This is a genomic window from Sulfitobacter sp. M05, from assembly GCF_029285175.1.
In the GTDB taxonomy this organism is placed as follows: Bacteria; Pseudomonadota; Alphaproteobacteria; order Rhodobacterales; family Rhodobacteraceae; genus Sulfitobacter.
The window spans coordinates 455,472-480,149 of the sequence record NZ_JABEDH010000002.1 but is presented as its reverse complement, the minus strand read 5'-3'; the positions used below and the strand labels follow the sequence as shown (position 1 = coordinate 480,149).

Below are 24,678 nucleotides of genomic sequence, written 5' to 3'. Positions count from 1 at the left end.
TCAAGTTTTATTCGAAACGCTACAAATCCAGTCGCCGCGTCAATCAGGCCGTTTGTTTGCCGATCTGTGCGATGCCCAATGTGTTCAGTACCTTGGCCTCGATCTGTTCAGCGTTCATCCCGGCGACGGCGTACATGTCCGCGGGCGAGGCTTGATCAATAAATGTGTCGGGCAAGACCATGGAGCGGAATTTCAGGCCGGTATCGAACACGGTTTCCTCCGCCAGCAACTGGGCCACATGGGAACCGAAACCGCCAACGGCACCCTCTTCGATGGTGATCAGGGCCTCGTGATCGGCGGCCAGCGCGAGAATCATGTCGCGGTCCAACGGTTTGGCAAATCGGGCGTCGGCAACAGTTGGGGTGATCCCTTTGGCTGAGAGCGCCTCGGCGGCCTTTTCAACCTCCGCCAGACGGGTGCCGAAGGACAGCAGTGCGACGCGACTGCCTTTGGTGATCATGCGCCCCTTGCCGATTTCCAGCGGTATGCCGCGTTCGGGCAGGTCCACACCGTTGCCTTCGCCGCGCGGGAAGCGGAAGGCGATGGGGCCGTCGTCATGGGCAGCCGCAGTGGCGACCATATGTTTCAGCTCAGCCTCGTCAGCGGCGGCCATCACGACAAACCCGGGTAGGTTGGCAAGGAAAGCCACATCGAAGGCACCGGCATGGGTGGCCCCGTCAGCCCCGACAAGGCCGGCACGGTCAATGGCAAAGCGCACCGGCAAACGCTGGATTGCAACGTCATGCACAACCTGATCATAGCCGCGTTGCAGGAAGGTTGAATACATCGCGCAAAAGGGTTTCATCCCGCCGGCAGCCAAGGCGGCGCAAAAGGTCACGCCATGTTGTTCGGCAATGCCCACGTCAAAACAGCGCGAGGGGTAGCGTTCGGCAAAGAGGTTCAACCCTGTGCCATCCGGCATCGCGGCAGTGACGGCGCAAATCTTGTTGTCTGCGGCGGCTTCCTGCAACAGGCTGTCGGCAAAAACCGACGTATAGCTGGGCGCGTTCGAGGGCGCTTTTTTCTGCTCACCGGTGACGACGTTGAACTTGGATACACCGTGACCCTTGTCGCGGGCGTTTTCCGCCGGGCCATAACCTTTGCCTTTTTTGGTCAGCACATGGATCAGGATCGGCCCCGTTGCACGGGCCTTGACGGTGCGCAGGACCGGCAGAAGCTGGTCCATGTCATGCCCGTCTATCGGACCCAGATAAGAGAAGCCCAGTTGTTCAAACAAGGTGCCGCCGACCGCGATCCCCTTGAGCATATCCTTGGCGCGTTTCGCCCCCTCGCGGAAAGGTTCGGGCAGCAGGCTGACCGCGCCTTTGGCTGCGGCTTTGAAGTCCTGAAACGGCTCCTCGGCATAAAGCCGGCTGAGATAAGAGGACATCGCACCAACTGGCGGAGCGATCGACATTTCATTGTCGTTCAGGATCACAATCAGGCGCTTTTTGAGATGACCCGCGTTGTTCAGCGCCTCATAGGCCATGCCGGCAGACATTGAACCGTCGCCGATGACCGCGATGGCATCGCCGCTGCCCTCGGGCGGGGTGCCGCCCAGATCATGTGCCACGGCAAAGCCGAGCGCGGCAGAGATCGAGGTGGAAGAATGCGCCGCGCCAAACGGATCATAGGCGGATTCACTGCGTTTGGTGAACCCGCTAAGCCCGTCCTTTTGCCGCAGGGTGCGGATCCGGTCGCGCCGTTCGGTCAGGATTTTATGCGGATAGCACTGGTGCCCCACATCCCAGATGATTTTGTCGCGTGGGGTATCGAAGACCGCATGTAGTGCCACGGATAATTCCACCACGCCCAGGCCCGCGCCCAGATGTCCGCCAGTCACAGATACCGCTGAAACGGTTTCCGCCCGCACCTCATGGGCCAGTTGATGCAGCTCGGCATCGCTGAGCTGTTTCATGTCGGCAGGGCGCGTAACGCGGTCCAGTATCGGGGTTTCGGGTCGGTCGGTCATCAATTCCCTCAGTTCTTGCGGGCAACGACAAAGCGGGCGGCGTCGCGCAATGTATCGGCGTCCTTGCCATAAACAGTTAACGCATCACAGGCGTTTTGTATCAGATCATTGGCGCGGCTTTTGGCCCCATCCAGGCCCAGATGCGAGACAAACGTGGCCTTGCCGGCGGTTGCGTCTTTGCCTGTTGCCTTGCCCACGGTGGCGGCATCGCCCGTCACATCCAGAATGTCGTCGGCGATTTGGAACGCAAGGCCAAGCGCCTTGGCATAAGCCGCCAATGGTGCGGTATCTGCCCTGGCCATACGTGGCCCGGCCAGGGCGGACCAGGCGATCAATGCGCCGGTCTTGCCCTGTTGCAGGGCGGTGATCTGCGCCAACGACAGTGGCATGGGCGCGGTTTCTGCGGCAATATCCAGTGCTTGCCCCAATACCATGCCCTGCGCACCGGAGGCCACGGCAAGGGTGCGGGCCAGTCTGGCACGGATGTCGCCGCTGCCGATCTCCGGCGCAGTGACCAGTTCAAACGCCAGCGATTGCAGGGCATCCCCAGCCAGCACTGCCGTTGCCTCATCCCATTTGCAATGCACGGTTGGTTCGCCGCGCCGCAGATCATCGTCATCCATACAAGGCAGATCGTCATGCACCAGAGAATAGGCATGGAGCGTTTCGATTGCGGTGGCTGGCCAGATGGCAGCCGCAGGCCCAATGCCATGTAACCGCGCGGTTTCAAGCACCAGAAACCCGCGCAGGCGTTTGCCGCCCCGTGTGGCATGGGCCATCGCTTGCACAACCGGCACATCATCGATCTGCGCCAATACATGATCGAAATGCGCGGCAACACGCTGTGCCGCAGTGTTCAACGCATCCGCAAACACGAAACCTTACAGTCCCTCGACGGGTTTCAGGCCGGTCGGGGTGCCATCGCCGTCCAGCGTGATGGCGGCAACTTTTTCCTCGGCTTCTTTCAGCTTGGTCTCGCAGCGCGCTTTCAACGCCGCGCCACGTTCATAGAGCGCGATACTCTCATCCAGTGCCACGTCGCCCCGCTCCAGTTGGCCCAGAACCTTTTCCAGCTCGGCCATTGCTGCCTCGAAACTCATTTCTTCAATCGCTGTCTCAGACATCAACGCGCCTCTTACTTCTTCATTTAATGCATCCAGCCTTTACCCAGAAGCATTTCATATCCCCAATGTCCTGAGAACGCGCAGCGTGGCAGGGTATTGGTGATTCATGTTTAAGGTCGGCCGCTACAGAACTACAATAAACGGGAACAGCGCCCTTCGCCAGACACGGTTTTGCCTCTCTTTTTGGCTCTAAATACTGTCCGCACTCTCGGCCCGCGCCGGCAGGTGTTAATCTGGTGCCAACATATATCCCGCACCGCGCACGGTTTGCAGATAGCGCGGTTGTTTCGGATTGTCCTCTATCTTGCGCCGCAAGCGGGTGATTTGTACGTCCACCGCGCGTTCCTGCGCCTGACCACGATCACGGCCCAATTCCTCGACCAGTTTGGCACGGCTGAGCGGTTCGCCGGGTTTGGCGGCGAAAATCTTCATCAGCTGCACTTCGGTCGCGGTCAGTCGGACCAAAACGTCGCCTTCCCACATTTCACCGCGTTCCAGATCATAACGTATCGCGCCCAGTAACATTACCTTTGGGGCGATATCCTCGGCGCTGGTGTCGGGCATCCGGCGCAGGATCGCATTGATCCTGAGAAGCAGCTCCTTGGGTTCGAAAGGTTTTGCCAGATAATCATCCGCCCCGGCCTCCAACCCCTCGATCCGGTTTTCTGTTTCGCCCTTGGCGGTCAGCAGCAAAATCGGCGTCTGCAGGGTCTCGCGCAAGGAGGCGGTCAAGGCCAGACCATCCTCTCCGGGCATCATCACGTCCATCACGATCAGATCGAAATCCAGACCGGCCAGAATGCGCCGGGCATGTGCGGCGTCGCGCGCGGCGGTCACCAGAAAGCCGTGACGGATCAGGAATTTCTGTAACAACGTTCGGATGCGTTCATCATCATCCACAATCAGAAGGTGGGCGTCCATGTCGCTCAAGGGCTGGTCTCCCGCAATCTGGTGTAACTTTGGTGCATTTCGGGATCCATCATTGCCTCTAGCACAGTGCGGAACCCTGCGACAGCTTCGGGGCCGGCATCGCGGAAAGCAGCCCGCAACCGCGCCCGTTGTGCGTTCGATAATTGTTGTTCCAATGCGCGACCCTGCTCTGTCAATTCAAGATGTCGTTCGCGTTTGTCATTTCGCCCGACCTTGCTTTCGACCAGACCATCGGCAACCAGTGTGCGCAACACACGATTCAGCGATTGCTTTGTCACCCCCAGAATATTCAGCAGGTTATTGACCGTGGTGCCGGGGGCCCGCCCGATAAAGTGCAAGGCGCGGTGATGGGCGCGGCCATAGGCCATATCGGCCAGAATGCGATCAGGATCAGCGGTAAATCCGCGATAGGCGAAAAACATGGCCTCGCTGCCCTGACGCAACTGTTCGTCAGTCAGAAACAGCAGGTTTTCGCCGCGGGCGGGAATAGAGTGGCGTGTGTCGGCCATGGGATGCCTCGTTATCGGGTTTGTCTATATCTATGTGCCAAGTTTACGTCAGCCTTGTTGACACTCCAAGAGTGAAAGGCTAGGCAAACCCAGCTTTTGCGACAGGAAGTGTCCCGTTTTGACGTACCTGCGCAACTTTCACAAAAAGATCAGGGATCAGGAGAAATACCATGGCGGGTGCATATGACGATCGGGACGGCCAGATCTGGCTGGATGGCAAGTTGGTGGAGTGGCGCGATGCGAATATTCACATCCTGACCCACGCCATGCATTACGCCTCTTCGGTGTTCGAGGGCGAGCGCGCCTATGGTGGCAAGATTTTCAAAAGCCGCGCACATTCCGAACGGTTGATCCGCTCTGCCGAGATGGTTGATTTTACAATTCCGTGGACCGTGGATGAAATCGAGGCGGCCAAGGTTGAAACCCTTGCGGCGTCGGGCTTGCAAGACGCTTATGTGCGGGCAATTGCATGGCGTGGCGCGGGCGAAGACATGGGTGTGGCCTCTGCCAAGAACCCAGTGCGTCTGGCCATCGCAGTGTGGGAATGGGGTGCCTATTACGGGGATGCCAAGACCAAAGGTGCCAAGCTGGATATTTCCAAATGGAAGCGCCCGTCGCCGGAAACGATCCCGTGCCATGCAAAGGCGGCGGGTCTTTATATGATTTGCACGATGTCCAAACATGCCGCCGAGGCAAAAGGATGTTCAGATGCGATGATGTTCGATTATCGCGGGTATGTGGCCGAAGCGACAGGGGCGAATATTTTCTTCGTCAAGGACGGTGAGGTGCATACGCCTGATCCGGATTGTTTCCTGAATGGGATCACCCGCCAGACGGTTGTGGGGATGCTGAAGGAAAAAGGCATCAAGGTACACGAACGCCACATCATGCCGGAAGAGCTGGAAGGGTTCGAGCAATGCTGGCTGACTGGTACGGCGGCCGAGGTCACGCCGGTAGGGCAGATCGGCGCTTACACATTCGAGGTGGGCGCAATGACGCGGGACATCGCGGAAAGCTATGAGAAGCTGGTGCGGGTTTAATCCAAGCGACACGAAATGACAGAAGCGGGGCAGCAAAGGCTGCCCCGTTTTGTTTCAGTAAAGCGCGACCGGATTGATCATTGCCTGGACGCTGCCTTGAATGCGGGCCTGACCCAGCACGAACATAAATTCACTCACGCCTTCGCGCACCAGTGGTCCGACATTCATCGTTTCAAGGATGTAGATGCCGTTGTCTTTCAACAGCGTAACATGGCCGTAGAATACCTTGTCCCCTTTGGCAGGCGGTATAGCGTCAAGGCCCCATGTGTCCGCGCCCACGGCCATCGGGTTGAGGGAGGCCAGATATACGGCACCGGCGTTGGTCAGACCCGGTTCTGCCGCGCCCCATGCCGCAGGGTCGGACTTGAACATGCCGTCCGTCCAGCCGGTGTAAAACAGGATGATGTCGCCTTCGCCCAAGGTCACGCCTTGTGCCTTTGCTGCGGCTTTGATCTCGGGTTCGCCAAAGCTTTGGCCGGCTTGCATAACCTCGACCCCGGCCTGCGCGGCCATGTCCAGCACAACGCCACGCCCGACCAGAGGGGGAACGTCGTGGGTGCCCAGTTTGGTCAGACCGGTAATCTGGCTGATTTCTTTCTCGTCCAGACAGTTATAGTACATACCATCTTCGCCCAGATGGCCCAGACCGTCCAGTTGTGACCCGATGCCGATCCATGTTTGCAATATGTCGTCGTTGTAATTGCCTTCATAGCCAAAGCCCGACAGTTTCAGGCCGCCTTGCTGGTTTGGCTGTACAACTTGCAGGTTCAGTGAGCGGGGCGGAAATGCGGGGGTGTCGGTGCCGATGGTGATCCCAAGCGGCAGCGACTTGCCCTGCTTTACCAGTTTGGTGGCAGCCATTGTGCGTTCGGGGCTGACCAGATTGGCAGAGCCGATGGTGTCATCCGCGCCCCATTTGGAATGCGCGCAACCATCTGCCATCGCCCCTGATGCCGCCAGAGCAAATGCCAGAGCGGCACCGAAAATGTGAGTCTTGTTCATGATTTCCCTCCCTTAAAAGGTCAGGCTAACATGGATATTCCACCCTTAAGTGTAACGTCGCGTCATAGCGCCCGCCATGCGGCGCTTAGAAATCAACCCCGCGCTGGGCTTTGATGCCGGCTTTGAACGGGTGTTTCACCTCTGTCATTTCGGTCACCAGATCGGCGTATTCGCAAAGCTCGGGTTTGGCGTCGCGCCCGGTCAGGATTACGCCGGTGCGTTTATCGCGGGCATCCAGCCCTGCGATGACATCCGCCACAGACAGGTAATCATAGCGCATGGCGATGTTGATTTCATCCATGACGATCAGGTCGTATTCTCCGCTTTCCATCATCTCGCGGCCCTTGGCAAAGGCGGCCTGTGCTGCGGCGATGTCACGGTCCTTGTCTTGGGTGTCCCAGGTAAAGCCCTCGCCCATGGTGTGCCATGTGACCTCGCCCAGGCGGTCAAAGAACTGGCGTTCGCCGGTTTTCCATTTGCCCTTGATGAACTGGATTACGCCAACCTTTTGCTTCCACCCCAAGGCGCGCACGACCACGCCGAAGGCGGAGGATGATTTGCCCTTGCCTGCGCCTGTATGGATCAGAACCAGGCCTTTTTTGGGATCAACCAGCTCTGACACTTTCTTGCGCTGCTGGGTTTGGCGTTCCTGCATCTTTTGCTTGTGATCATCGTCAGACATGGGGAGTTCCTTAGTTGGGTGAGCCCGCGGGGGCGATGCTGGGTTTTGATTTACTGCGGTCCAGTCCCAGCTGGCGTTCGCGCCATATGATCAACACGCCGCCAGCAATGACAAGGGCGGCACCGATCAAAATTGTTGGTGTCGGGATTTCACCAAAGATCAGCCAGCCGATGGCGGTCGCAAAGATCATCGAGGAGTAGTCGAACGGGGCCAGCATGGAAGCGGTGCCAAAGCGATAAGACGAGGTGACCATGATTTGTGCCACGCCGCCAATAAGCCCGGCGCATATGATCAGCCCAAGGATGTCGAACCCGGGAAACGTCCAGGCCAGTGACGGAATTGGAAAGGCCAGCCCCAAGGGGAAGCTGAGCAATGATGCAACTGTGGCGGTAAGCGAGAAATAGAATACGATGGCCGAGGTGCTGTCGGTTTGTACCAGACGGCGCACATGGATTTGCACCAGCGCCCGCAGGATCGAGGCGGCAAGGACCATCAAGGCACCAAGGGTTGCGGTATCAGAATAGCTTTGGTTCAGGGACAGGCGCGGGGCGAGAACAATCATCACCCCGACAAGACCAAGCAAGACTGCAGACAGCCGGAACAGGCGCACTTTTTCCCCCAGAAGCACAGCGGCAAGGATCACGGTGAACATGGGTGTGGCATAGCCGATGGCGGTGACTTCGGGCAGGGGCAGCAGGGCCAGGCCGGCAAAGGTCAGCGCCATTGCGGTGGTGCCGAACAGCCCACGCCAGACATGGCCGAGGATGTTGTTGGCTTTGAAACCGTCGTGCAAGTGTCCCTGTTGCCAGAGCCAGATCACAATGATCGGCATCGCAAACAGAGATCGGAAAAACACGGCCTGACCGGGGGGAACGCCATCAGAGGCGGCTTTGATCAGCGCCGCCATCACCATAAACAGAAATACCGCGCCAGTTTTGAGTGCGATGGCACGGCCGGGTTGGTTATGGGTAAGGGATGCGGCCATGCGCCATTTAATGCGCCCTTGATCAGAGAAGTGCAAGGCGGGTTTGGTTGCGGGGCGGGGTTTCTCGCCGCGCCGCCTGTTAGCCGATCTTTCCGCGGTTTTCACCCACCTGTCCGCGGTGCAGCAACATGTGATCAAGCAACACGCAGGCCATCATCGCCTCGCCCACGGGCACCGCGCGGATACCGACACAGGGGTCATGGCGACCCTTGGTGATGATCTCGGTTTCCTCACCGGATTTGGTTATGGTTTTGCGGGTGGTCAGGATGGAGGAGGTTGGTTTTACGGCAAAGCGCAGAACGATGTCCTGACCGGTGCTGATCCCGCCAAGGATACCGCCCGCATGGTTTGACGAATAGCGCGGTTGGCCGTCGTTCCCCATATAGATTTCATCAGCGTTCAGCTCGCCGGTCAGCATCGCGGCAGACATGCCTTCACCGATTTCCACGCCTTTGACGGCGTTAATTGACATCATCGCGGCGGCCAAATCAGTATCCAGCTTGCCATAGACCGGCGCGCCCAGACCGGCGGGGACATTGCGCGCGGTCACTTCGATGATCGCGCCAACGCTGCTGCCGGATTTGCGCAGGCCGTCCAGGTATTCCGCCCAGTCGTTTGCTGCCTTGGCATCGGGAACCCAGAACGGATTTTGTTCGATCTGGCCCCAGTCAAAGCTGTTGCGGTCAATCTGGTGCGGTCCCATCTGCACCATGTAACCGGTGATTTGCAGGTTTGGGGCCAGCGCTTTGATCGCCTCGCGGGCCAGACCGCCGGCTGCAACACGCGATGCGGTTTCGCGGGCGGAAGAGCGCCCACCACCGCGATAGTCGCGGATGCCGTATTTCTGGTAATAGGTGATGTCGGCGTGACCGGGGCGGAACTTGTCCATGATGTCGCCGTAGTCTTTGGAGCGCTGATCGGTGTTTTCGATCATCAGCTGGATGGGCGTGCCCGTGGTGACGCCCTCGAACACTCCTGACAGGATACGCACCTCGTCGGCCTCGCGCCGCTGGGTGGTGTATTTGTTCTGGCCGGGTTTGCGCTTGTCCAGCCAATGCTGGATCATCGCCGCATCGACAGGCACACCCGGAGGGCAGCCGTCAACAGTGGCCCCCAAAGCCGGCCCATGGCTTTCGCCCCAAGTGGTCACGCGGAAAAGATGGCCAAAGCTGTTGATCGACATATGCGGTGCTCCTGTTGGGGAGAGCATTAACGGGACGGGAGGCGTGGCTCAAGGGGGGAGAGTGTTGCGGGGGTTCGCTGGAAGTCCGCTGTGCGGACGAAGTGACGGAGTTTATTTTGGCTTTGGATCACTATGGTAGCCATAGCCCAGCATTATTCTGTCAAGTTCGGTGACTGTCAGCGAAGCCACAGGAACAGCATCTTTTGTGTGGATAAATGGTACCCATCCTTTCACGGTTCCCATCCATGCAAATTCGCTTGGAATACACTCCGCGGGAATAAGGTAATCTGTGCCGTAAATTTCGCTAAGTATCTCATAAAATTCGCTAAAATCGTCTCCCCAAATCTCAAGATCAGTAACGATCTGAGAGTTTGGGTTGAGGCTTTCTAGCAGTCGTTCGTTTACTGCAAATCGCTTCAATGCTTGAAGTATTTTTTCAGGAACTTCTTGGCTCTGCATCGGGTTGCTCGTTCTATAATAACGCCTCATCATCCTATTGTTTTTTGATAAAGCGCTTCAAGTGAACCCAGTAACTAAGGGCTCGAAGCCGACCTTTGTCGCCCGGGAAACACTATCTGTGATGGTGAATAGCTACATCGCGTGACCTTGCAGCCTTAAATGATTGCTTCCCCAGCCCGGAATCAAGCCGCAGGCGGCGGGCCATCGCCTGCCCGCCCCTTGGCTAGGCGATTTGGTAAGGCCAGGTGAAAAATGACGGGTCACGCCAAGGCTGAGACATTTAGTGGTATGAGCAATTGTTCGGATCGCGGACCCCGGAAAGGCGCGGGCCGTCAGTTGATAGAAGGCGGGTCACGCATCCCTCACCACTTGCGCCCCCTTGCCAACCACCCTTCATCCTCCTATCCCTCTGGGCACCTCGGGGGACTCGCAAGAGTTGAGATAGCGCAAGCTGACCCGTCGAACCTGAACCGGTTAACACCGGCGGAGGGAAGGTTTTGGCAACTTCCAATACTTCTCATCGCCGCATTTTGGAGGATGCCATGAAGGCTCTTACACTTGCTGCTACCACCCTGATTGCCGCGACAGCAGCCGCTGCGGATACGCCTGAGCTTGTTGTTTATACCTACGACAGTTTTGTTTCCGACTGGGGCCCGGGGCCGCAGATCGAAAAGGCGTTTGAAGAAACCTGTGGCTGTGATCTGAAGTTTGTCGGCAATGGTGATGGCGCGGCCTTGCTGGCGCGGCTCAAGCTGGAGGGTGCGCGCACGGATGCTGATCTGGTGCTGGGCCTCGACACTGGCCTGATTGCGGCGGCCAAGGAAACCGGGCTGTTTGCCACGACCGAGGTCACGGCAGATTATGCGCTGCCGATGGAATGGGCAGACACAACATTTGCGCCATACGACTGGGGTTATTTCGCCTTTGTGCATAACAAGGATTTGGACGCACCGGCGAACTTTAAGGCGCTGGGCAGCAGTGATCTGAAGATCGTGATTCAGGACCCGCGTTCGTCTACCCCCGGTTTGGGTCTGCTGATGTGGGTTAAAGATGTATACGGTGATGAAGCGCCGGCCATTTGGGAAGGTTTGGCAGACAATGTTGTGACCGTGACCAAGGGCTGGTCAGAGGCCTATGGTCTGTTCCTTGAGGGCGAGGCGGATATGGTTCTGTCTTACACAACTTCACCCGCCTATCACATCATTGCCGAGGAAGACGAAACCAAAGCGGCGGCAATTTTTGATGAAGGGCATTATATGCAGATCGAGGTTGTCGGGCGTTTGGCCGGATCGGACCAGCCGGAATTGGCGGCAGAGTTCATGCAGTTCATGGTGTCGGATGCGGCGCAAACCATCTTGCCGACCACCAACTGGATGTACCCGGCGGTGATGCCGTCCGGCGGTTTGGCCAAAGGGTTCGAGGAACTGGTCACACCAGAGAAGGCGCGCCTGATTGATGCGGACAAAGTGCCCGCCCTGCGCGAAGAGGCCTTGGCCGAGTGGCTCTCCGCGCTTTCCCAATAAGCACAAAATCGGGGATCAGCGCGGCGGCCTTGGTCGTTGTGCTGATCCTTGGTGCCCTGCTGGCCGTGATGTCGCGGGCAGAGACGGGGGCGGGGTTTGTTTCCTCAGACTGGAATGCGCTGCGGTTTACGGTTTGGCAGGCATTTTTGTCGGCGCTGTTTTCGACTGTTTTGGCGGTACCATTGGCACGCGCCCTTGCCCGCCGGCGGTTTGTCGGGCGCGGTATTCTGGTCACGCTTTTGGGGGCACCGTTTATCCTGCCGGTGATTGTTGCGGTCCTTGGGCTGCTGACCATTTTCGGCAGAAGCGGCTGGTTGAACGCGGTGCTGGCGCAGGCCGGTTTGCCACCTGTGTCGATTTACGGGTTGCACGGTGTGGTGCTGGCGCATGTGTTCTTTAACCTGCCTTTGGCGACGCGGTTGTTATTGCAGGGGTGGCAGGCTGTGCCGGCTGAACGGTTTCGGTTGGCGGCGCAACTGCGATTGACGCCTTGGGCTGTGTTCCGGGTGATCGAGGCCCCGGTGTTGCGCCAGATCGTGCCGGGGGTGGCCGCGCTGATTTTTGTGATTTGCCTAACCAGTTTCGCGGTGGCGCTGACGCTGGGCGGTGGGCCGCGGGCCACGACGCTGGAACTGGCGATTTATCAGGCATTCCGGTTTGATTTCGATCTGGGGCGGGCGGCCTTGTTGTCTTTGGTACAGCTTGTTGTGGCGGGCGGCGCGGCAGTGATCGCGCTTTGGGTGTTGCCGGTGATTTCATTGGGCGGTGGTCAGGACCTGCCGCAGCGCCGATGGGACGCGCACGGTGGTGTGCAAAGGGGGCTGGATGGCGCGGTGATTGTGCTCGGCGCGGCATTTCTGGTCTTGCCGCTGATGGCTGTGGTGCTGCGCGGTGCCGCGGGTTTGACACAGATGCCGCCCGCGGTTTGGGCCGCCGCTGGTTCATCGCTCTTTGTGGCTTTGATCAGTGTTCTTCTGCTGGCGGTGCTGGCCCTGCCGATGGCGGGGTGGATCGCGTCAAAGCGGGCCGGCGGGGTTGAGGCGATTGGCCTTTTGGGATTGTCCGCTTCGCCGCTGATGATTGGCACGGGGTGGTTTATCCTGATCAATCCGGTGATGAACCCCGCCGATCTGGCCTTGCCGGTGACGGCGCTGGTCAACGCGCTGATGGCGCTGCCGTTCTGCTTGCGTATCATGGTGCCAAGGTTGCGGGACACGGTGCAGGATTTCGGACGGCTGAGCGCCAGTCTGGGGATGCAGGGCTGGCCGCTATGGCGCTGGGTGATCCTGCCGCGTCTGGCCCCGCAGATCGGGTTTGCGGCAGGTTTGACAGGGGCGTTGTCGATGGGAGATCTGGGTGTGATCGCCCTGTTCGCAGATGCAGAGCGGGTGACGTTGCCGTTGCAAATGTATCGTTTGATGGGGGCCTATCAGATGGAGGCGGCAGCAGGTGCGGCACTGGTATTGCTGGTGCTGGCCTTGGGGATTTTCTGGGCCTGTGATGCCATGGGGAGACGTTATGCTGCGGCTTGAGGGGGTTGAGGTTGTACAGGGCGCGTTTTGCATGGCGGCGGATATGGCGCTGGTGCAGGGGCGCAAATATGCGGTGATTGGACCGTCTGGTGCGGGGAAATCCACCTTGCTGGGGGCGCTGTGCGGTTTTGTGCCTTTGGCGCAGGGGCGTTTGTTCTGGCAGGAGCGAGAGATTACCAATGTGGATCCGGGTGCGCGACCGATGACGATGCTGTTTCAGGACAACAACCTGTTTCCGCACCTGAGTGTGACACAGAACGTCGGGTTGGGGATCAGACCCGATATGCGGCTGGGGAAACCAGATCAGGCGCGGGTGGCACAAGCACTGGATCGGGTTGGGCTGGCGGATCAGGCGGATAAGAAACCCGGTGCGCTGTCTGGCGGGCAGCAAAGCCGCGCGGCATTGGCGCGGGTTTTGGTGCAGGCTCGCCCTTGGGTATTGCTGGATGAACCTTTCGCGGCGCTCGGTCCGGCTCTGCGCAATGAAATGCTGGATCTCGTGCAGGATCTTGTGGCAGAAAACAATGCCGGTTTGGTCATGGTGACCCATGCCCCCGAAGATGTGCGGCGCATTGCCGATGAGGTGGTTTTTGTTGGTGCGGGGCGGGCCGAAGCACCGAAACCGGCGGTGGCGCTGATGGAGAATCCGCCGCCGGAGTTAAGAGCCTACCTTGGGTAGGGCGCGGGGTTTTGCAAACTCCGGCCCGCGTTCTTTTTAAGAAAGCGTCTCATGCGCTTTGAGGATGGCACGGGCGGCTGACGCAGCCTCGCGGCCCTTGGTGACAAAGTGATCACGGTAGATCGCATTGTGGTGGTCGGTTTCCTGATATTGGTGCGGCGTCAGAGAGACTGACAACACAGGCACGCCGGTATCAAGCCCGACGCGCATCAGCCCATCGACCACGGCGCTGGCCACAAAATCGTGCCGGTAGATGCCACCATCAACGACAAAGGCGGCGCAGATTACTGCGGCATACTTGCCAGTTTGCGCCAGCTTTTGCGCCATCAGAGGCATTTCGAATGCGCCGGGTACGTCAAAGGTTTCAATCTGGTCGAGAGGAATCGTTTCGCTGAAACCGTCCAGGCTGCGGTCGACGATGTCGGCGTGCCACTGGGCTTTGATAAATGCGAAACGGGCGGGGGCTTGCGCGCCATGTGTCATGGTATGATCTCCTTTAGGTTCAGACACGTCCACCCAAGGCGATCACGCGGCGAGGCACGGCAAAACCGGGCATCGACACGCACTCTCTTTCATCCGGACTATGACCGTCGGCTCTGGAGTTTGACCAGATCTGCTGACACCTTCGAAAAGGCCGCTCGCGGGCTTGCGAATTAACCCCGCCTACCGCCGGTGGGGAATTACACCCCGCCCTGAGAATTCTTGCACATTGCCGCCTGAATGTGATCTTTGCAAGGCCGGACGTACCGTCAGAGAGGTGACTTCATGCATCCCAACCCGATTTTTCACGATGCGGATTTTTCGCGCAACCTTGGCTTTGCCCGCGAGCGGGGGTTTGGCGTCTTGGCCGTGAATGGGGCCGATGGTCCGTTGATCAGCCATGTGCCGTTTCTGGTTAACGCAGAGGGGACAAGGGCAGAGCTTCATTTGGTACGCTCCAACCCGATTGCCCGGGCTTTGAAAGAGCCGGTGGCCGCACGGATCGCGGTTGTCGGGGGCGATAGTTATATTTCGCCGGATTGGTACGGGGTGCCGGATCAGGTGCCAACGTGGAATTACGTGGCGGTGCATCTGACCGGGATGCTTGAGCTGCGCCCGCAAGAAGAGTTGCAGGATTTGCTGGACCGGCAATCGGCGGCTTATGAAGAACGGTTGCTGCCGAAAGAGCCGTGGAAAACGGCAAAGATGTCAGATGGGGTGATGGACAAGATGATGCGGATGATTGTGCCCTGCCGGATGCAGGTGACCGGGATAGACGGCACGTGGAAGCTGGGCCAGAACAAGCCGGATGAGGTGCGCCTTGCCGCGGCGGATCATGTCAGCGCGCATGGGTTTGGAGCAGAAACGACGATATTGTCGGCGCTGATGCAGGGCGCAGGTAAGGATGAGCGCGGCCATAGCAAGTGAAATCCGGCGATTGCACCTTTTGCGTGTTCCAGTGATACTTGGATTAACGCAATCAGGAGCCAGCCCATGAAACTCGCTTATTCCCCGACCTCGCCCTATGTGCGCAAAGTGATGGTGGTGCTGCATGAAACCGACCAATTGGCGGATGTTGCACTTGAAACACGTGTGACCACGCCGCTTGCGCCGGACCAGTCCCTATTGTCCAGCAACCCATTGGGCAAGGTGCCTGCGCTGGAACGTGCGGAAGGGCCTGCACTGTATGACAGTCGGGTAATTTGTGCCTATCTGAATGATCGTGCCGGCGGGACGCTTTATGGCAGTGGCGCGCGGCATTGGGACATCCTGACGCTTGAAGCAACTGCGGATGGTATCTTGGATGCGGCGCTGCTGATGACCTATGAATGGCGGATGCGGCCCGAAGACATGCGCATGGACGAATGGGTCGATCGCCAGTGGGACAAGGTTGCGCGTGGATGTGCCGCGTTGAATACCCGCTGGATGAGCCATTTGGCAGGGCCTTTGGATATGGGGCAGATCGCTGTGGCCTGTGCGCTGGGGTATGTCGATTTTCGCCATGACGCGCGCGGTTGGCGGACTGGAAACGACGCTTTGGCCGCATGGTATGCGCAGTTTGATTCGCGCCCTTCGATGCAGGCAACGCGTCCGCCAGCGGCTTAACGGGTGCAAATAGGCTCAGTTTTCATGATCTTGCCCCCCTCCTGCGACCCTTTGCGCGTGATTGGCATCTAGACGCACGGGGGTCTGCGGGCTAGATACCGAAACAAATCAGGTGACGTCCGTGGCGTTGCCTTCATTGCTGGTGGTCCATTTGGACCCGAAAGATTGGAGAAAAGACGTGTCCAACGCAGAAGATCACGAAGGTACACGCAGGGACTTCCTGTATTATGCAACCGCCGGTACAGGCGCTGTCGCCGTGGGTGCCGCGGTTTGGCCACTGGCCAACCAGATGAACCCCTCGGCCGACGTTTTGGCCCTGTCATCGATTCGCGTCGATGTGGCTGATCTGGAAGTCGGTTCGCAGCTGACGGTCAAATGGTTGGGCAAGCCGGTATTTATCCGCCGCCGCACACCGGAAGAAATCGAAGCAGCCCGCGCTGTTGAGCTTTCCGATCTGCCAGACACCGGCGCGGAGAACGAAAACCTGCCAGCCGGCTCATCTGCTGAAGACGTCAACCGTACGCTGGATGAAGCGGGCGAATGGCTGGTGATGATGGGCGTTTGTACCCACCTTGGTTGTGTTCCTTTGGGGGATGCAGGTGATTTCGGCGGCTGGTTCTGCCCGTGCCACGGGTCACACTACGATACAGCTGGCCGGATCCGTAAAGGGCCTGCGCCGACGAACCTGCCGGTGCCTGTGGCTGCGTTCGTGGACGATACCACGATTAAACTGGGTTAAGGGAGCAAGAAATGTCCGGAATTCCTCACGACCATTACGAGCCAAAAACCAAAGGCGAAAAGTGGCTGAACAGCCGCCTGCCGGTTATTGGCCTCGTATACGACACATTGATGATCCCTACGCCCAAGAACCTGAACTGGATGTGGATCTGGGGCATCGTACTGGCCTTCTGTCTGGTACTGCAAATTGTCACCGGTATCGTACTGGCGATGCACTATACCCCGCATGTCGATCTGGCGTTTGCATCTGTTGAACACATCATGCGTAACGTGAATGGCGGGCATATGCTGCGCTATATGCACGCAAACGGCGCATCACTGTTCTTTATTGCGGTTTACGCCCACATCTTCCGCGGCCTTTACTATGGTTCCTACAAGGCACCACGCGAAGTGACGTGGATTGTCGGCATGTTGATTTATCTGCTGATGATGGCGACCGGTTTCCTTGGTTATGTTTTGCCTTGGGGCCAGATGTCATTCTGGGGTGCAACGGTTATTACCGGCCTGTTTGGTGCGATCCCATTCATCGGTGAAGGTTTGCAGACCTTCCTGCTGGGCGGACCTGCGGTGGACAATGCCACGCTGAACCGTTTCTTCAGCCTGCATTACCTGCTGCCGTTTGTGATTGCTGGTCTGGTGATCGTGCATATCTGGGCGTTCCATTCTACCGGCAACAACAACCCGTCAGGTGTTGAAGTGCGTCGCGGTTCGAAAGAAGAAGCCGAGAAAGACACGCTGCCGTTCTGGCCCTACTTTGTGATCAAAGACCTGTTTGCGCTGGCCGTGATCCTTGTGGTGTTCTTTGCGGTTGTCGGCTTTATGCCAAACTACCTTGGCCACCCTGACAACTACATCGAGGCGAACGCGCTGGCGACGCCGGCCCACATCGTTCCCGAATGGTACTTCTTGCCGTTCTACGCAATTTTGCGTGCCTTCACTTCTGAAGTCTGGGTTGTACAAATCGCGTCCTTTGTGACCGGTGGTATTATCGACGCCAAGTTCTTTGGTGTTCTGGCGATGTTCGGTGCGATTGCCGTGATGGCGTTGGTGCCTTGGTTGGATACATCGAATGTCCGTTCCGGCCGGTACCGTCCGATGTTCAAATGGTGGTTTGCCCTGTTGGTCATCGACTTCTTCGCCCTGATGTGGCTGGGTGCGATGCCTGCGGAAGAGCCCTATGCCAGCTTCTCGTTGATTGCGTCGGCTTATTGGTTTGGCTACTTCCTGGTGATCCTGCCGCTGCTGGGTGTGATCGAGAAACCATTGGCGCAGCCTGCGACCATCGAAGAGGCCGTTAAGGCAAATTACGCGAAACAGAATGGTGGCACGAATACCACCGCAACGCCGGCGGAGTGATTGAGATGAGCATGATCAAGAAACTAACCGTCTCTGCTATTGTTGCCCTTGGCCTTGGCACCTCTGCCATGGCCGCGGGTGGTGGCGACCAGCACATCGAAGATTTCGATTTCTCTTTCGAGGGGCCATTCGGTTCTTATGATGTGAACCAGCTTCAGCGCGGTCTGCAAATCTACACCGAGGTTTGCGCCGCCTGTCACGGGTTGAAGTTTGTACCGATCCGCACCTTGGGTGATGAAAACGGTCCAACGCTGCCCGAAGAGCAGGTGATTGAATACGCCAAGCAGTTCGAAGTCTATGACGGCGATCTGGAAGATTTCCGTCCGGCTTTGCCAACGGATCACTTCCCGGAATCGAATTTGGAAAACGCACCTGACTTGTCACTGATGGCGAAGAAGCGGGCAGGTTTCCATGGCCCTTACGGTCTGGGGATCAACCAGTTCTTCAAAGGGATCGGCGGACCGGAATATATCGCGTCGCTGATGACCGGCTATACTGGTGAAGAGAAAGAACAGGCCGGTGTGACCTTCTATGAAAACACCGCCTTTCCGGGTGGCTGGATCGCGATGGCACCCCCGCTGGGCGATGACTCTGTCGAGTTCGTAGACGGTCACGACGCAGATTTGCACCACCTTTCTGCTGATGTGTCGGCCTTCCTGATGTGGACTGCCGAACCTAAGATGATGGCTCGTAAGCAGGCTGGTTTTGCCGGTGTGATCTTTCTGACGTTGCTGTCGGTTCTGCTGTATCTGACCAACAAGCGTCTTTGGGCACCGGTCAAGCGGAAGTATAAAACAGACGTTTAATCGCGCCTGTTTCTGAATAGAAAAACCCCCGTAGCTGTGCTGCGGGGGTTTTTGTTTGTAGTGTAGTTTTTGCTGGATGCGTTTTCTTTGTAAGAAAACGGTCAGGACCCATGATCAGGCCATCAGATGGGTTTCAGACATACCGCGAATGGTGGCTGTAACGATCTGCCCTTCGATTTGGGGGCTATCGAAATGCACCTCGGTAAACTGCTCGGTTCGTCCCATGGTTGGATTTTCCATCAGAATATTGTGGCTGCGCCCCACTTGGGCTGCCAGATGACGCTGTACCTGCGTTACACCCGCCGCCCGTAATCGCGCAGCGCGTTCTTTGATGGCCTTGCCATTCACCGCGGGCATCCGCGCGGCGGGCGTGCCGGGGCGGGCGGAATAGGGGAACACATGCAGCCAGGTCAGGTCGCAGTCCTTGACCAGCGCAAGGGCGTTTTCAAACATCGCCTCGGTTTCTGTCGGGAAGCCGGCGATGATGTCTGCGCCAAAGGTCATATCGGGCCGCAGCGCGCGGGCTTCAGTGCAAAAGGCGATTGCATCATCGCGCAAATGCCGGCGTTTCATCCGTTTCAGGATCATGTCGTCGCCATGTTGCAAGGACAGGTGCAGGTGCGGCATCAAGCGTGGTTCTGTGGCGATGGCCGCCATCAGGTTTTCGTCTACCTCGATGCTGTCGATCGAGCTGATCCGGAGGCGGGGCAGATCGGGCACCAGCCGCAGAATGCGCATGACCAGATCCCCCAACCGCGGGGCGGCAGGCAGATCGGCCCCCCATGAGGTCAGATCAACGCCGGTCAGCACCACCTCGTTAAAGCCCTTGTCGACCAGACGTTTGATCTGATCCACTACGACGCCTGCGGGCACAGACCGGGAATTGCCCCGGCCAAAGGGGATGATGCAAAAAGTGCACCGGTGATCACATCCGTTCTGGACCTGTACATAGGCCCTGCTGCGGGTGCCGAATCCGTCAATCAGATGGCCGGCGGTTTCGGTCACTGACATGATGTCATCGACCTGCACGGTTTCGGTTTCCCCGATGAAATCAGCGGCCAGCCCGTTCCAGGTGGCCCCTTGCATCTTTTCGGTGTTCCCGATGACGGCATCAACCTCGCCCATGTTGGCGAATGTATCGGGTTCTGTCTGGGCGGCGCAGCCGGTGACGATCAGCCGGGCGTCGGGATGGGCCTTGCGCAGTTTGCGAATGTCCTGACGGGCCTTGCGCACGGCCTCGGCGGTGACGGCGCAAGTGTTTACGATTACCGCGTTTTCCAGGCCAGCCTGTTCGGCAAGATCTTTCATCGCCTCGACTTCATAGGCGTTCAGCCGGCAGCCATGGTTGGAGAAGACAGGGGCGCTCATTGGGGGGCCTCAAGGAATGCGGGCGTGAGTGTTCCGGTAAAGACATGGGCGGTCGGCCCGGTCATCCAGACGCCGTCGTCGCGCCAGTCGATGGTAAGTGTGCCGCCATCCAGGTCAATACGCACAGCACGCCCTGTAAGGCCCCTGCGGGCGGCTGCGACTGCTGTGGCGCATGAAGACGAACCGGACGCCAATGTGACGCCCACACCCCGCTCCCAGACCCGCATACGGATATGATCGGGCCCGACGATCTGGGCGAGTTGAACATTGGTGCGCTGGGGAAACAGCGGATGGTTTTCAATCCCCGGACCAAAGCTGGCCAGATCAACCGCCTCTACGTCATCGACAAAAAAGGTGCAGTGGGGATTGCCCATGCCGGTTGCCGTCGGGATGCCATCAATCGGCAGCTCCAGCGTGTCCATGGCGCGCGCCAGCGGGACGTCCTGCCAATCAAGCAGGGGGTGCCCCATGTTTACCGACGTAATGCCCTGGCCCATGTCACGCGCAGCAAGTTCGCCACGTTCTGTTGTCAGGCGCAGCGCGGTCTTGCCGCTTTCGTCCATCAGAAACCGTGCGATGCATCGCGTTGCGTTGCCACAGGCGGCGGCCTGCGATCCATCGGCATTGTAAAAGGTCAGGTGGGCATCACCGGCCCCGTTTGAGACGATTGCGAGCTGATCGAATCCGACCCCGAACTGCCGGTGTCCGATTCGCCGCGCCAAATCTGCGGTCATCAGCGACTCGCGCCCGCGCAAGTCCACGACAACAAAGTCGTTTCCAAGCCCGTGCATCTTCATAAAGGGCAAACCGCTGCTGAAATCACTGTTCATAGGGCGCATATAACGCCGCATGTGAAACTAATCCAGCAGGTGCCCGAAATTTAGAGATTTATGGGTTGACCGCCGCCGCGCACCTTTCTAGTACAGCGCCTAGTGGGCCTGTAGCTCAGTTGGTAGAGCAACTGACTTTTAATCAGTAGGTCTCCGGTTCGAACCCGGACGGGCTCACCACTTTTATTGTTTGTGTGACGACTCGTGATGTTTGATCATTTGGGTCATGTTTTTGATCATTTTGATCGCTAACTTTGACCATTCATCAATTTTCGAGCTTTTTGAAACACCTGACTTATTTGACGCTATGCAGTTATCGATCACTGCCCAAAAAGCGCGGAAATCGAGAGCTCGCCGCATCTGTTAGTCTACATTTCTTATGGGGAAGTAGACATTTAGAAACATCGCGGTCCTATCCGGAACGCAGTTTAAGCCGGATGGTTCCGACACGTGCACTATAAGGGCACCCCGCGATACGGACCGTTCGGGGTGCCCTCAAAGGTGGAAGCACTCACGAGCCCGACGGCCAGTTTACTCTATGTCGGAGGGTGTCAATTTCCCGCGGGTTGGATGCGATTGTCTTGTCGAAGGCGCAAACCGACCGAGAGGCAAAATCGCAATCACTTTTCATTCCGATTGCGTCCGATACCGGCCCCATGCATTATAGCCAAAATGGCTATAGTGGATCGAAACAGCATGAAAACCCTTTCAGCGCGAGAGGCCAAAAACCGCTTCGGTTATCTGATCGATACTGCGAGACAAGAGCCGGTTTCCATCGAAAAGCATGGTAGACCTGTGGTGGTTGTCGTTAGCATTGAGGACTATGAACGCCTACAGACCGGGTTTTGAAGACGTGTGCCGGGTCCATTTGTCTCCCGATTCCATAAACTGGTATGGGCACATTGCGGAAGCATCAGAAGAGCTGCGACAACAGATCAAGAGAATGCGACGGGACAGGATGAGCCCCAAGCAGTTTGGCCTCTATGTTAAGGCTCACCCTGACCGGCTTCTCATTACCGCCGCCAACAAGATGAGAGCCGGTGAAAGAATTGTTGTAAATCAGAACTTCAGCGGGCGAATTGTTGAGAGCTATCTCCTGCCGTTTGACAAAAGGATCAATGAAGAGAATGAGGCTCTGATTGCTGAGTACTGGCAGAAGAAATTCGGCTGTGCCGCATTGGAAGAGACCGGAAAGGGCTGGCTTGCAACAGATGCAAAGATTTCGGAGATAGAAGAGTTCCTCACGAAGTTTCGCAGTCATGCTGATTTTGCTGACCGCAAGGCTGCTGCGCTGAATTACCTCCGTGCTCTTTCAGACAAATACGATGCCGGGGATGTCCTGCTGATCTCGGTTTCAAAAAAGGGTGAGGACGCGGGCAACCACCTGCTTGGAACTCAGGAACGTACCAGTGCCCGTCGTGATGGAGACGCCTGGAGAACGAGCAAAGACCGCGTCGCCAGCCGCGGCGACGAAAAACTTGGACTGTCCGATTCACAAAAGCATGAGGCAGCTGCACTTGCGCGCGAGGATGGCGACGACAAGAAGCCATCAGACTTCCATTTCCGCTCAGCACGCAAGAAGCCATTGTTGATGGTCCATGTTCTCGGTCCAGTCGGGGGAGATCCTGATGCTCGCGTGCCGTCGTTCGGTCTCAGTTTCCCGCCGGGTCACTATCAAACCGAAGTTGAAGTCGTTGCAAACCAAGTGTGGATCGAGCGCATGCAAGGCGGATCGTTCGACACGCCCGACGAAGAGGAAGATTATGACGAGTAGCAAAGCACCATGGGATGAAATGAAGACCCCGGACAGGGATTATACTGTCCGATATGTTACCGCCCTTGGTGACGTTAACCATGCGGCATATTACATATATTGGCGAATGGCACACGCACCCCGCAGGTTCGTCAAGCCATCCGAGTGGTCTTGACAGAACGCTTCTTGGTTGGGTTGCAGATCTGCGGCAACTCTTCTTGATGCCGGGGTTGCTATTAATACTGGGGGATGACGGTTTGCGAGCTGTTTTGCAGAAGGAAGGATATTCGGGTGAAGGCCTTTTATAGAAATGACTGGCACATCATGGTTTAGAAGTAGACAGAGCTTAAAACCTATACTGAGCTTAGCTACCATCCTTATTTCGGTGAAGTTCAAAGTGATGCCAATATTGGTGAACTTTGTCGACTTTGATAGGTCGAAATGGCCAGAGATCACGCAAAACATCTGCATGCGGATGTCCATAGCTGCGATGCCCGGGATCTGAGCTAAAGATGCTGAGCCCAGGTTCGATCATGGACGCAAGACCGGTGAACCAATTGTTTTTGGAGCCATGATGGGGCACTTGAAACACTGTCGGCTGGAAGGACCGTTTGTGTCCTAAATATCCCGCCAATGACTGCCATTGATCGTCCGTGCTCAGATTCCCATCACCCGTATAGATCATAGAGCCGTCAAATTGACCCTCAAACCAGGGCCAATCGGTCTGCCAATGGCCGATGGGACCTCCATATAGGAATAGACTAAGATCGTTGAGCTGAGACTTCGGGAACGTCCGTACGTAATGATTCTTCAGATCGCGCAGCGCGTCTGCACGATCATTGTCGGAGCTGCTTAGAAGGGCATCGCGCAAATTATTCACACGCTCGACAAACCTTGCTTCGTTCTTTGGTCGGCTCGCTGGATCATTATAGGGCACGAATTCCCAGAGTCCCGGGACAAACGCTGTACCACGCGGATACATCATCAGCATTTGGCAACGATGCCGTGCGCCTGACAGATAAGACATCCATTCGGCCATCGCATCTTGATCGTCTTTTTCATAGTGGATCTCTGCTTCGGCTTCTATCTTCAAAGGCAGATCGCCATCAGGGGAAAAGTCAGGCTCACCGCCGCCGTCAGGATCAGCTGGTCCGTCACCATCAGAGAATGGTACAAAGACAATTTGTTCGAACCCGTCACCGGCTTGATCGACTAAGTATTGCGCCGGGTCGGTGTAGAAGGCAAATTCAGGATCATCAGGATCATCAGGATCATCAGGATCATCAGGATCGAGCCCCTGCGCGTATCCGATGACGATCCGATGCCAAAGCGGAGCCCAAGGCAGCATGAGGGTACTCCGCTCCCGTATCGCGGAAACCGTCCAATCAATGTACGATCTCGCGGATCATGTCGGATCCTCGCCGTTTTGTTGATCTGGACACAGGCCTGCCAAGGCGCTACGGGCTGGATAGCCAACTTGAATATCATCACCTCGCATTGACACTCGTTAACCCGGCGGTCGTGCAGGTCCGCGAACAGGTTGGCCCGCTACCTTTCATTGACGACAGTGGAAAGACCGCCAAGCATTTTATTGACCTAGTAATCCAAAATCAGGATGGCCGCCGCATCGCTGTCGCCGTTAAACCAACGGAGCGGTTGGCATCGGGTCGTTTCATCAGGGAGCTTGAGTGCCTCAAAGAAAGCATCGTTCCCAAGATTGCAGATGAGCTTCGTCTCGTTACAGAGCACTGTATTTCACGCGTCCATGCCTTCAACGCGATCATGTACCAGCGTTTCGCCCTCTGCCCTGATCAGGATGTCGATGCACGCGTGGCCGAGGTCTTGAAAAGCGTCCATGGTGACATCTCGATTTGTGATCTGACACGCTTGTGCCGCGCAGGGGGGGCGCGGGTTGACGCCTTCAAGACTCGCGTCTTACCCGGATGAAGTTGGGGTTCTATACGGACGATTTTTGAAAAGATGATAATTATCAATAAGTTGGAAATGGAGAAGACTCGGTTTCAGACCGGACTCAACACCGGTGCCGTCCAGCTTGAATCGCAACTTGTCCGGTGAGATCCACTGCTGACCTGCGATTTTTTCGCTGGTGCGGGATGGTTGT

General features: G+C 57.3%; 26 protein-coding genes, 1 tRNA gene and 2 riboswitches. Of the genes, 13 read left to right on the top strand and 14 right to left on the bottom strand.

What is annotated here, in order from left to right; translation table 11 throughout:
- Positions 1–43: 43 nt before the first annotated feature.
- The 5 genes from dxs to HKX44_RS10480 form a co-directional block, all read right to left on the bottom strand.
- A complete protein-coding gene (gene dxs, locus HKX44_RS10500) occupies positions 44–1,972 on the bottom strand; it encodes a 1-deoxy-D-xylulose-5-phosphate synthase (protein ID WP_276151279.1) in 1,929 nt (642 codons plus the stop codon).
- 8 nt (positions 1,973–1,980) lie between these two features.
- Complete coding sequence (locus tag HKX44_RS10495; RefSeq protein ID WP_276151278.1) at positions 1,981–2,847, bottom strand: polyprenyl synthetase family protein; 867 nt, start codon at positions 2,845–2,847, stop codon at positions 1,981–1,983.
- A gap of 6 nt (positions 2,848–2,853) precedes the next feature.
- Entirely contained in the window at positions 2,854–3,096 is a 243-nt protein-coding gene (locus tag HKX44_RS10490; protein WP_276151277.1) for an exodeoxyribonuclease VII small subunit, read from the bottom strand.
- A 228-nt stretch (positions 3,097–3,324) separates the two neighbouring features.
- Positions 3,325–4,026, bottom strand: a complete 702-nt coding sequence (locus HKX44_RS10485; RefSeq protein WP_276151276.1) for a response regulator — start codon at positions 4,024–4,026, stop codon at positions 3,325–3,327.
- On the bottom strand, positions 4,023–4,535 hold the full coding sequence (locus HKX44_RS10480; RefSeq protein WP_276151275.1) for a MarR family transcriptional regulator: 513 nt from the start codon (positions 4,533–4,535) through the stop codon (positions 4,023–4,025). Before HKX44_RS10480 ends, HKX44_RS10485 begins: the two co-directional genes overlap by 4 nt.
- Before the next feature lie 170 nt (positions 4,536–4,705).
- Here HKX44_RS10480 and HKX44_RS10475 point away from each other — a divergent pair, with 170 nt between their 5' ends.
- A complete protein-coding gene (locus HKX44_RS10475; RefSeq protein WP_276151274.1) occupies positions 4,706–5,575 on the top strand; it encodes a branched-chain amino acid aminotransferase in 870 nt (289 codons plus the stop codon).
- A gap of 54 nt (positions 5,576–5,629) precedes the next feature.
- On the opposite strand, the gene HKX44_RS10470 is transcribed toward HKX44_RS10475, so the two are convergent.
- The 5 genes from HKX44_RS10470 to HKX44_RS10450 form a co-directional block, all read right to left on the bottom strand.
- The gene (locus HKX44_RS10470; RefSeq protein WP_276151273.1) at positions 5,630–6,577 is read right to left on the bottom strand and encodes a cyclase family protein; all 948 of its coding nucleotides are present in this window, start codon (positions 6,575–6,577) and stop codon (positions 5,630–5,632) included.
- A gap of 85 nt (positions 6,578–6,662) precedes the next feature.
- A complete protein-coding gene (cobO, locus tag HKX44_RS10465) occupies positions 6,663–7,259 on the bottom strand; it encodes a cob(I)yrinic acid a,c-diamide adenosyltransferase (RefSeq protein WP_276151272.1) in 597 nt (198 codons plus the stop codon).
- Between the two features lie 10 nt (positions 7,260–7,269).
- Positions 7,270–8,244 (bottom strand): DMT family transporter, encoded by a 975-nt coding sequence (locus tag HKX44_RS10460; RefSeq protein WP_276151271.1) that lies wholly within the window; start codon positions 8,242–8,244, stop codon positions 7,270–7,272.
- A 79-nt stretch (positions 8,245–8,323) separates the two neighbouring features.
- On the bottom strand, positions 8,324–9,427 hold the full coding sequence (gene aroC, locus HKX44_RS10455; RefSeq protein WP_276151270.1) for a chorismate synthase: 1,104 nt from the start codon (positions 9,425–9,427) through the stop codon (positions 8,324–8,326).
- A gap of 111 nt (positions 9,428–9,538) precedes the next feature.
- A complete protein-coding gene (locus tag HKX44_RS10450; protein ID WP_276151269.1) occupies positions 9,539–9,886 on the bottom strand; it encodes a hypothetical protein in 348 nt (115 codons plus the stop codon).
- A 409-nt stretch (positions 9,887–10,295) separates the two neighbouring features.
- Positions 10,296–10,395: riboswitch (TPP riboswitch) on the top strand.
- 33 nt (positions 10,396–10,428) lie between these two features.
- Here HKX44_RS10450 and thiB point away from each other — a divergent pair.
- Genes thiB through HKX44_RS10435 form a run of 3 tightly spaced genes read left to right on the top strand, consistent with a single transcriptional unit; the run spans position 10,429 to position 13,620 of the window.
- On the top strand, positions 10,429–11,409 hold the full coding sequence (gene thiB / locus HKX44_RS10445; RefSeq protein ID WP_276151268.1) for a thiamine ABC transporter substrate binding subunit: 981 nt from the start codon (positions 10,429–10,431) through the stop codon (positions 11,407–11,409).
- On the top strand, positions 11,385–12,941 hold the full coding sequence (locus tag HKX44_RS10440) for a thiamine/thiamine pyrophosphate ABC transporter permease ThiP (protein WP_276151267.1): 1,557 nt from the start codon (positions 11,385–11,387) through the stop codon (positions 12,939–12,941). The genes thiB and HKX44_RS10440 overlap by 25 nt, the downstream gene beginning before the upstream one ends.
- Positions 12,928–13,620, top strand: a complete 693-nt coding sequence (locus tag HKX44_RS10435) for an ATP-binding cassette domain-containing protein (RefSeq protein ID WP_276151266.1) — start codon at positions 12,928–12,930, stop codon at positions 13,618–13,620. The genes HKX44_RS10440 and HKX44_RS10435 overlap by 14 nt, the downstream gene beginning before the upstream one ends.
- A gap of 36 nt (positions 13,621–13,656) precedes the next feature.
- Here the strand turns inward: HKX44_RS10435 and HKX44_RS10430 are convergent, their stop codons facing one another.
- The gene (locus HKX44_RS10430; protein WP_276151265.1) at positions 13,657–14,103 is read right to left on the bottom strand and encodes a 6,7-dimethyl-8-ribityllumazine synthase; all 447 of its coding nucleotides are present in this window, start codon (positions 14,101–14,103) and stop codon (positions 13,657–13,659) included.
- 77 nt (positions 14,104–14,180) lie between these two features.
- Positions 14,181–14,324: riboswitch (FMN riboswitch) on the bottom strand.
- 61 nt (positions 14,325–14,385) lie between these two features.
- Between HKX44_RS10430 and HKX44_RS10425 the strand changes: the two genes are divergently transcribed.
- The 5 genes from HKX44_RS10425 (at position 14,386) to HKX44_RS10405 (ending at position 18,605) form a co-directional block, all read left to right on the top strand.
- On the top strand, positions 14,386–15,027 hold the full coding sequence (locus HKX44_RS10425; protein WP_276151264.1) for an FMN-binding negative transcriptional regulator: 642 nt from the start codon (positions 14,386–14,388) through the stop codon (positions 15,025–15,027).
- Between the two features lie 66 nt (positions 15,028–15,093).
- On the top strand, positions 15,094–15,705 hold the full coding sequence (locus HKX44_RS10420; RefSeq protein WP_276151263.1) for a glutathione S-transferase: 612 nt from the start codon (positions 15,094–15,096) through the stop codon (positions 15,703–15,705).
- Positions 15,706–15,883: 178 nt separating this feature from the next.
- Positions 15,884–16,444, top strand: coding sequence for a ubiquinol-cytochrome c reductase iron-sulfur subunit (gene petA / locus HKX44_RS10415; protein WP_276151262.1), 561 nt, complete (start codon positions 15,884–15,886; stop codon positions 16,442–16,444).
- Between the two features lie 11 nt (positions 16,445–16,455).
- Entirely contained in the window at positions 16,456–17,799 is a 1,344-nt protein-coding gene (petB, locus tag HKX44_RS10410) for a cytochrome b (RefSeq protein WP_276151261.1), read from the top strand.
- An 11-nt stretch (positions 17,800–17,810) separates the two neighbouring features.
- On the top strand, positions 17,811–18,605 hold the full coding sequence (locus HKX44_RS10405; RefSeq protein ID WP_276151891.1) for a cytochrome c1: 795 nt from the start codon (positions 17,811–17,813) through the stop codon (positions 18,603–18,605).
- A gap of 114 nt (positions 18,606–18,719) precedes the next feature.
- Here HKX44_RS10405 and mtaB read toward each other — a convergent pair whose 3' ends face one another.
- Both mtaB and dapF read right to left on the bottom strand, forming a co-directional pair.
- On the bottom strand, positions 18,720–19,973 hold the full coding sequence (gene mtaB / locus HKX44_RS10400; RefSeq protein ID WP_276151260.1) for a tRNA (N(6)-L-threonylcarbamoyladenosine(37)-C(2))-methylthiotransferase MtaB: 1,254 nt from the start codon (positions 19,971–19,973) through the stop codon (positions 18,720–18,722).
- Positions 19,970–20,803 (bottom strand): diaminopimelate epimerase, encoded by an 834-nt coding sequence (gene dapF, locus HKX44_RS10395; protein ID WP_276151259.1) that lies wholly within the window; start codon positions 20,801–20,803, stop codon positions 19,970–19,972. The genes mtaB and dapF overlap by 4 nt, the downstream gene beginning before the upstream one ends.
- Positions 20,804–20,907: 104 nt before the next feature.
- On the opposite strand from dapF, the gene HKX44_RS10390 reads away from it, so the two are divergent.
- The 3 genes from HKX44_RS10390 (at position 20,908) to HKX44_RS10380 (ending at position 22,577) form a co-directional block, all read left to right on the top strand.
- Positions 20,908–20,983, top strand: a tRNA-Lys gene (locus tag HKX44_RS10390).
- Between the two features lie 390 nt (positions 20,984–21,373).
- Positions 21,374–21,652 carry a type II toxin-antitoxin system Phd/YefM family antitoxin gene (locus HKX44_RS20005; RefSeq protein WP_346348243.1) on the top strand — a complete coding sequence of 93 codons (279 nt, stop codon included), beginning with the start codon at positions 21,374–21,376 and terminating at the stop codon, positions 21,650–21,652.
- Complete coding sequence (locus HKX44_RS10380) at positions 21,627–22,577, top strand: Z1 domain-containing protein (protein WP_276151257.1); 951 nt, start codon at positions 21,627–21,629, stop codon at positions 22,575–22,577. Before HKX44_RS20005 ends, HKX44_RS10380 begins: the two co-directional genes overlap by 26 nt.
- Before the next feature lie 343 nt (positions 22,578–22,920).
- On the opposite strand, the gene HKX44_RS10375 is transcribed toward HKX44_RS10380, so the two are convergent.
- Positions 22,921–23,904: a hypothetical protein gene (locus HKX44_RS10375; protein WP_276151256.1), complete on the bottom strand. Its 984-nt coding sequence runs from the start codon at positions 23,902–23,904 to the stop codon at positions 22,921–22,923.
- Positions 23,905–23,963: 59 nt separating this feature from the next.
- On the opposite strand from HKX44_RS10375, the gene HKX44_RS10370 reads away from it, so the two are divergent.
- Positions 23,964–24,503: a hypothetical protein gene (locus tag HKX44_RS10370; protein WP_276151255.1), complete on the top strand. Its 540-nt coding sequence runs from the start codon at positions 23,964–23,966 to the stop codon at positions 24,501–24,503.
- The last annotated feature ends 175 nt before the right edge of the window (positions 24,504–24,678 follow it).

What these genes read in the sequence shown, in the direction of transcription:
- dxs (WP_276151279.1), bottom strand. Translation starts at nt 1,972, where the DNA reads ATGACCGACCGACCCGAAACCCCGATACTGGACCGCGTTACGCGCCCT.
- HKX44_RS10490 (WP_276151277.1), bottom strand. Translation starts at nt 3,096, where the DNA reads ATGTCTGAGACAGCGATTGAAGAAATGAGTTTCGAGGCAGCAATGGCC.
- HKX44_RS10480 (WP_276151275.1), bottom strand. Translation starts at nt 4,535, where the DNA reads ATGGCCGACACACGCCACTCTATTCCCGCCCGCGGCGAAAACCTGCTG.
- HKX44_RS10475 (WP_276151274.1), top strand. Translation starts at nt 4,706, where the DNA reads ATGGCGGGTGCATATGACGATCGGGACGGCCAGATCTGGCTGGATGGC.
- HKX44_RS10470 (WP_276151273.1), bottom strand. Translation starts at nt 6,577, where the DNA reads ATGAACAAGACTCACATTTTCGGTGCCGCTCTGGCATTTGCTCTGGCG.
- cobO (WP_276151272.1), bottom strand. Translation starts at nt 7,259, where the DNA reads ATGTCTGACGATGATCACAAGCAAAAGATGCAGGAACGCCAAACCCAG.
- HKX44_RS10460 (WP_276151271.1), bottom strand. Translation starts at nt 8,244, where the DNA reads ATGGCCGCATCCCTTACCCATAACCAACCCGGCCGTGCCATCGCACTC.
- aroC (WP_276151270.1), bottom strand. Translation starts at nt 9,427, where the DNA reads ATGTCGATCAACAGCTTTGGCCATCTTTTCCGCGTGACCACTTGGGGC.
- HKX44_RS10450 (WP_276151269.1), bottom strand. Translation starts at nt 9,886, where the DNA reads ATGCAGAGCCAAGAAGTTCCTGAAAAAATACTTCAAGCATTGAAGCGA.
- thiB (WP_276151268.1), top strand. Translation starts at nt 10,429, where the DNA reads ATGAAGGCTCTTACACTTGCTGCTACCACCCTGATTGCCGCGACAGCA.
- HKX44_RS10435 (WP_276151266.1), top strand. Translation starts at nt 12,928, where the DNA reads ATGCTGCGGCTTGAGGGGGTTGAGGTTGTACAGGGCGCGTTTTGCATG.
- HKX44_RS10430 (WP_276151265.1), bottom strand. Translation starts at nt 14,103, where the DNA reads ATGACACATGGCGCGCAAGCCCCCGCCCGTTTCGCATTTATCAAAGCC.
- HKX44_RS10425 (WP_276151264.1), top strand. Translation starts at nt 14,386, where the DNA reads ATGCATCCCAACCCGATTTTTCACGATGCGGATTTTTCGCGCAACCTT.
- HKX44_RS10420 (WP_276151263.1), top strand. Translation starts at nt 15,094, where the DNA reads ATGAAACTCGCTTATTCCCCGACCTCGCCCTATGTGCGCAAAGTGATG.
- petB (WP_276151261.1), top strand. Translation starts at nt 16,456, where the DNA reads ATGTCCGGAATTCCTCACGACCATTACGAGCCAAAAACCAAAGGCGAA.
- HKX44_RS10405 (WP_276151891.1), top strand. Translation starts at nt 17,811, where the DNA reads ATGATCAAGAAACTAACCGTCTCTGCTATTGTTGCCCTTGGCCTTGGC.
- mtaB (WP_276151260.1), bottom strand. Translation starts at nt 19,973, where the DNA reads ATGAGCGCCCCTGTCTTCTCCAACCATGGCTGCCGGCTGAACGCCTAT.
- dapF (WP_276151259.1), bottom strand. Translation starts at nt 20,803, where the DNA reads ATGAACAGTGATTTCAGCAGCGGTTTGCCCTTTATGAAGATGCACGGG.
- HKX44_RS20005 (WP_346348243.1), top strand. Translation starts at nt 21,374, where the DNA reads ATGCGATTGTCTTGTCGAAGGCGCAAACCGACCGAGAGGCAAAATCGC.
- HKX44_RS10380 (WP_276151257.1), top strand. Translation starts at nt 21,627, where the DNA reads ATGAACGCCTACAGACCGGGTTTTGAAGACGTGTGCCGGGTCCATTTG.
- HKX44_RS10375 (WP_276151256.1), bottom strand. Translation starts at nt 23,904, where the DNA reads ATGCTGCCTTGGGCTCCGCTTTGGCATCGGATCGTCATCGGATACGCG.
- HKX44_RS10370 (WP_276151255.1), top strand. Translation starts at nt 23,964, where the DNA reads ATGTCGGATCCTCGCCGTTTTGTTGATCTGGACACAGGCCTGCCAAGG.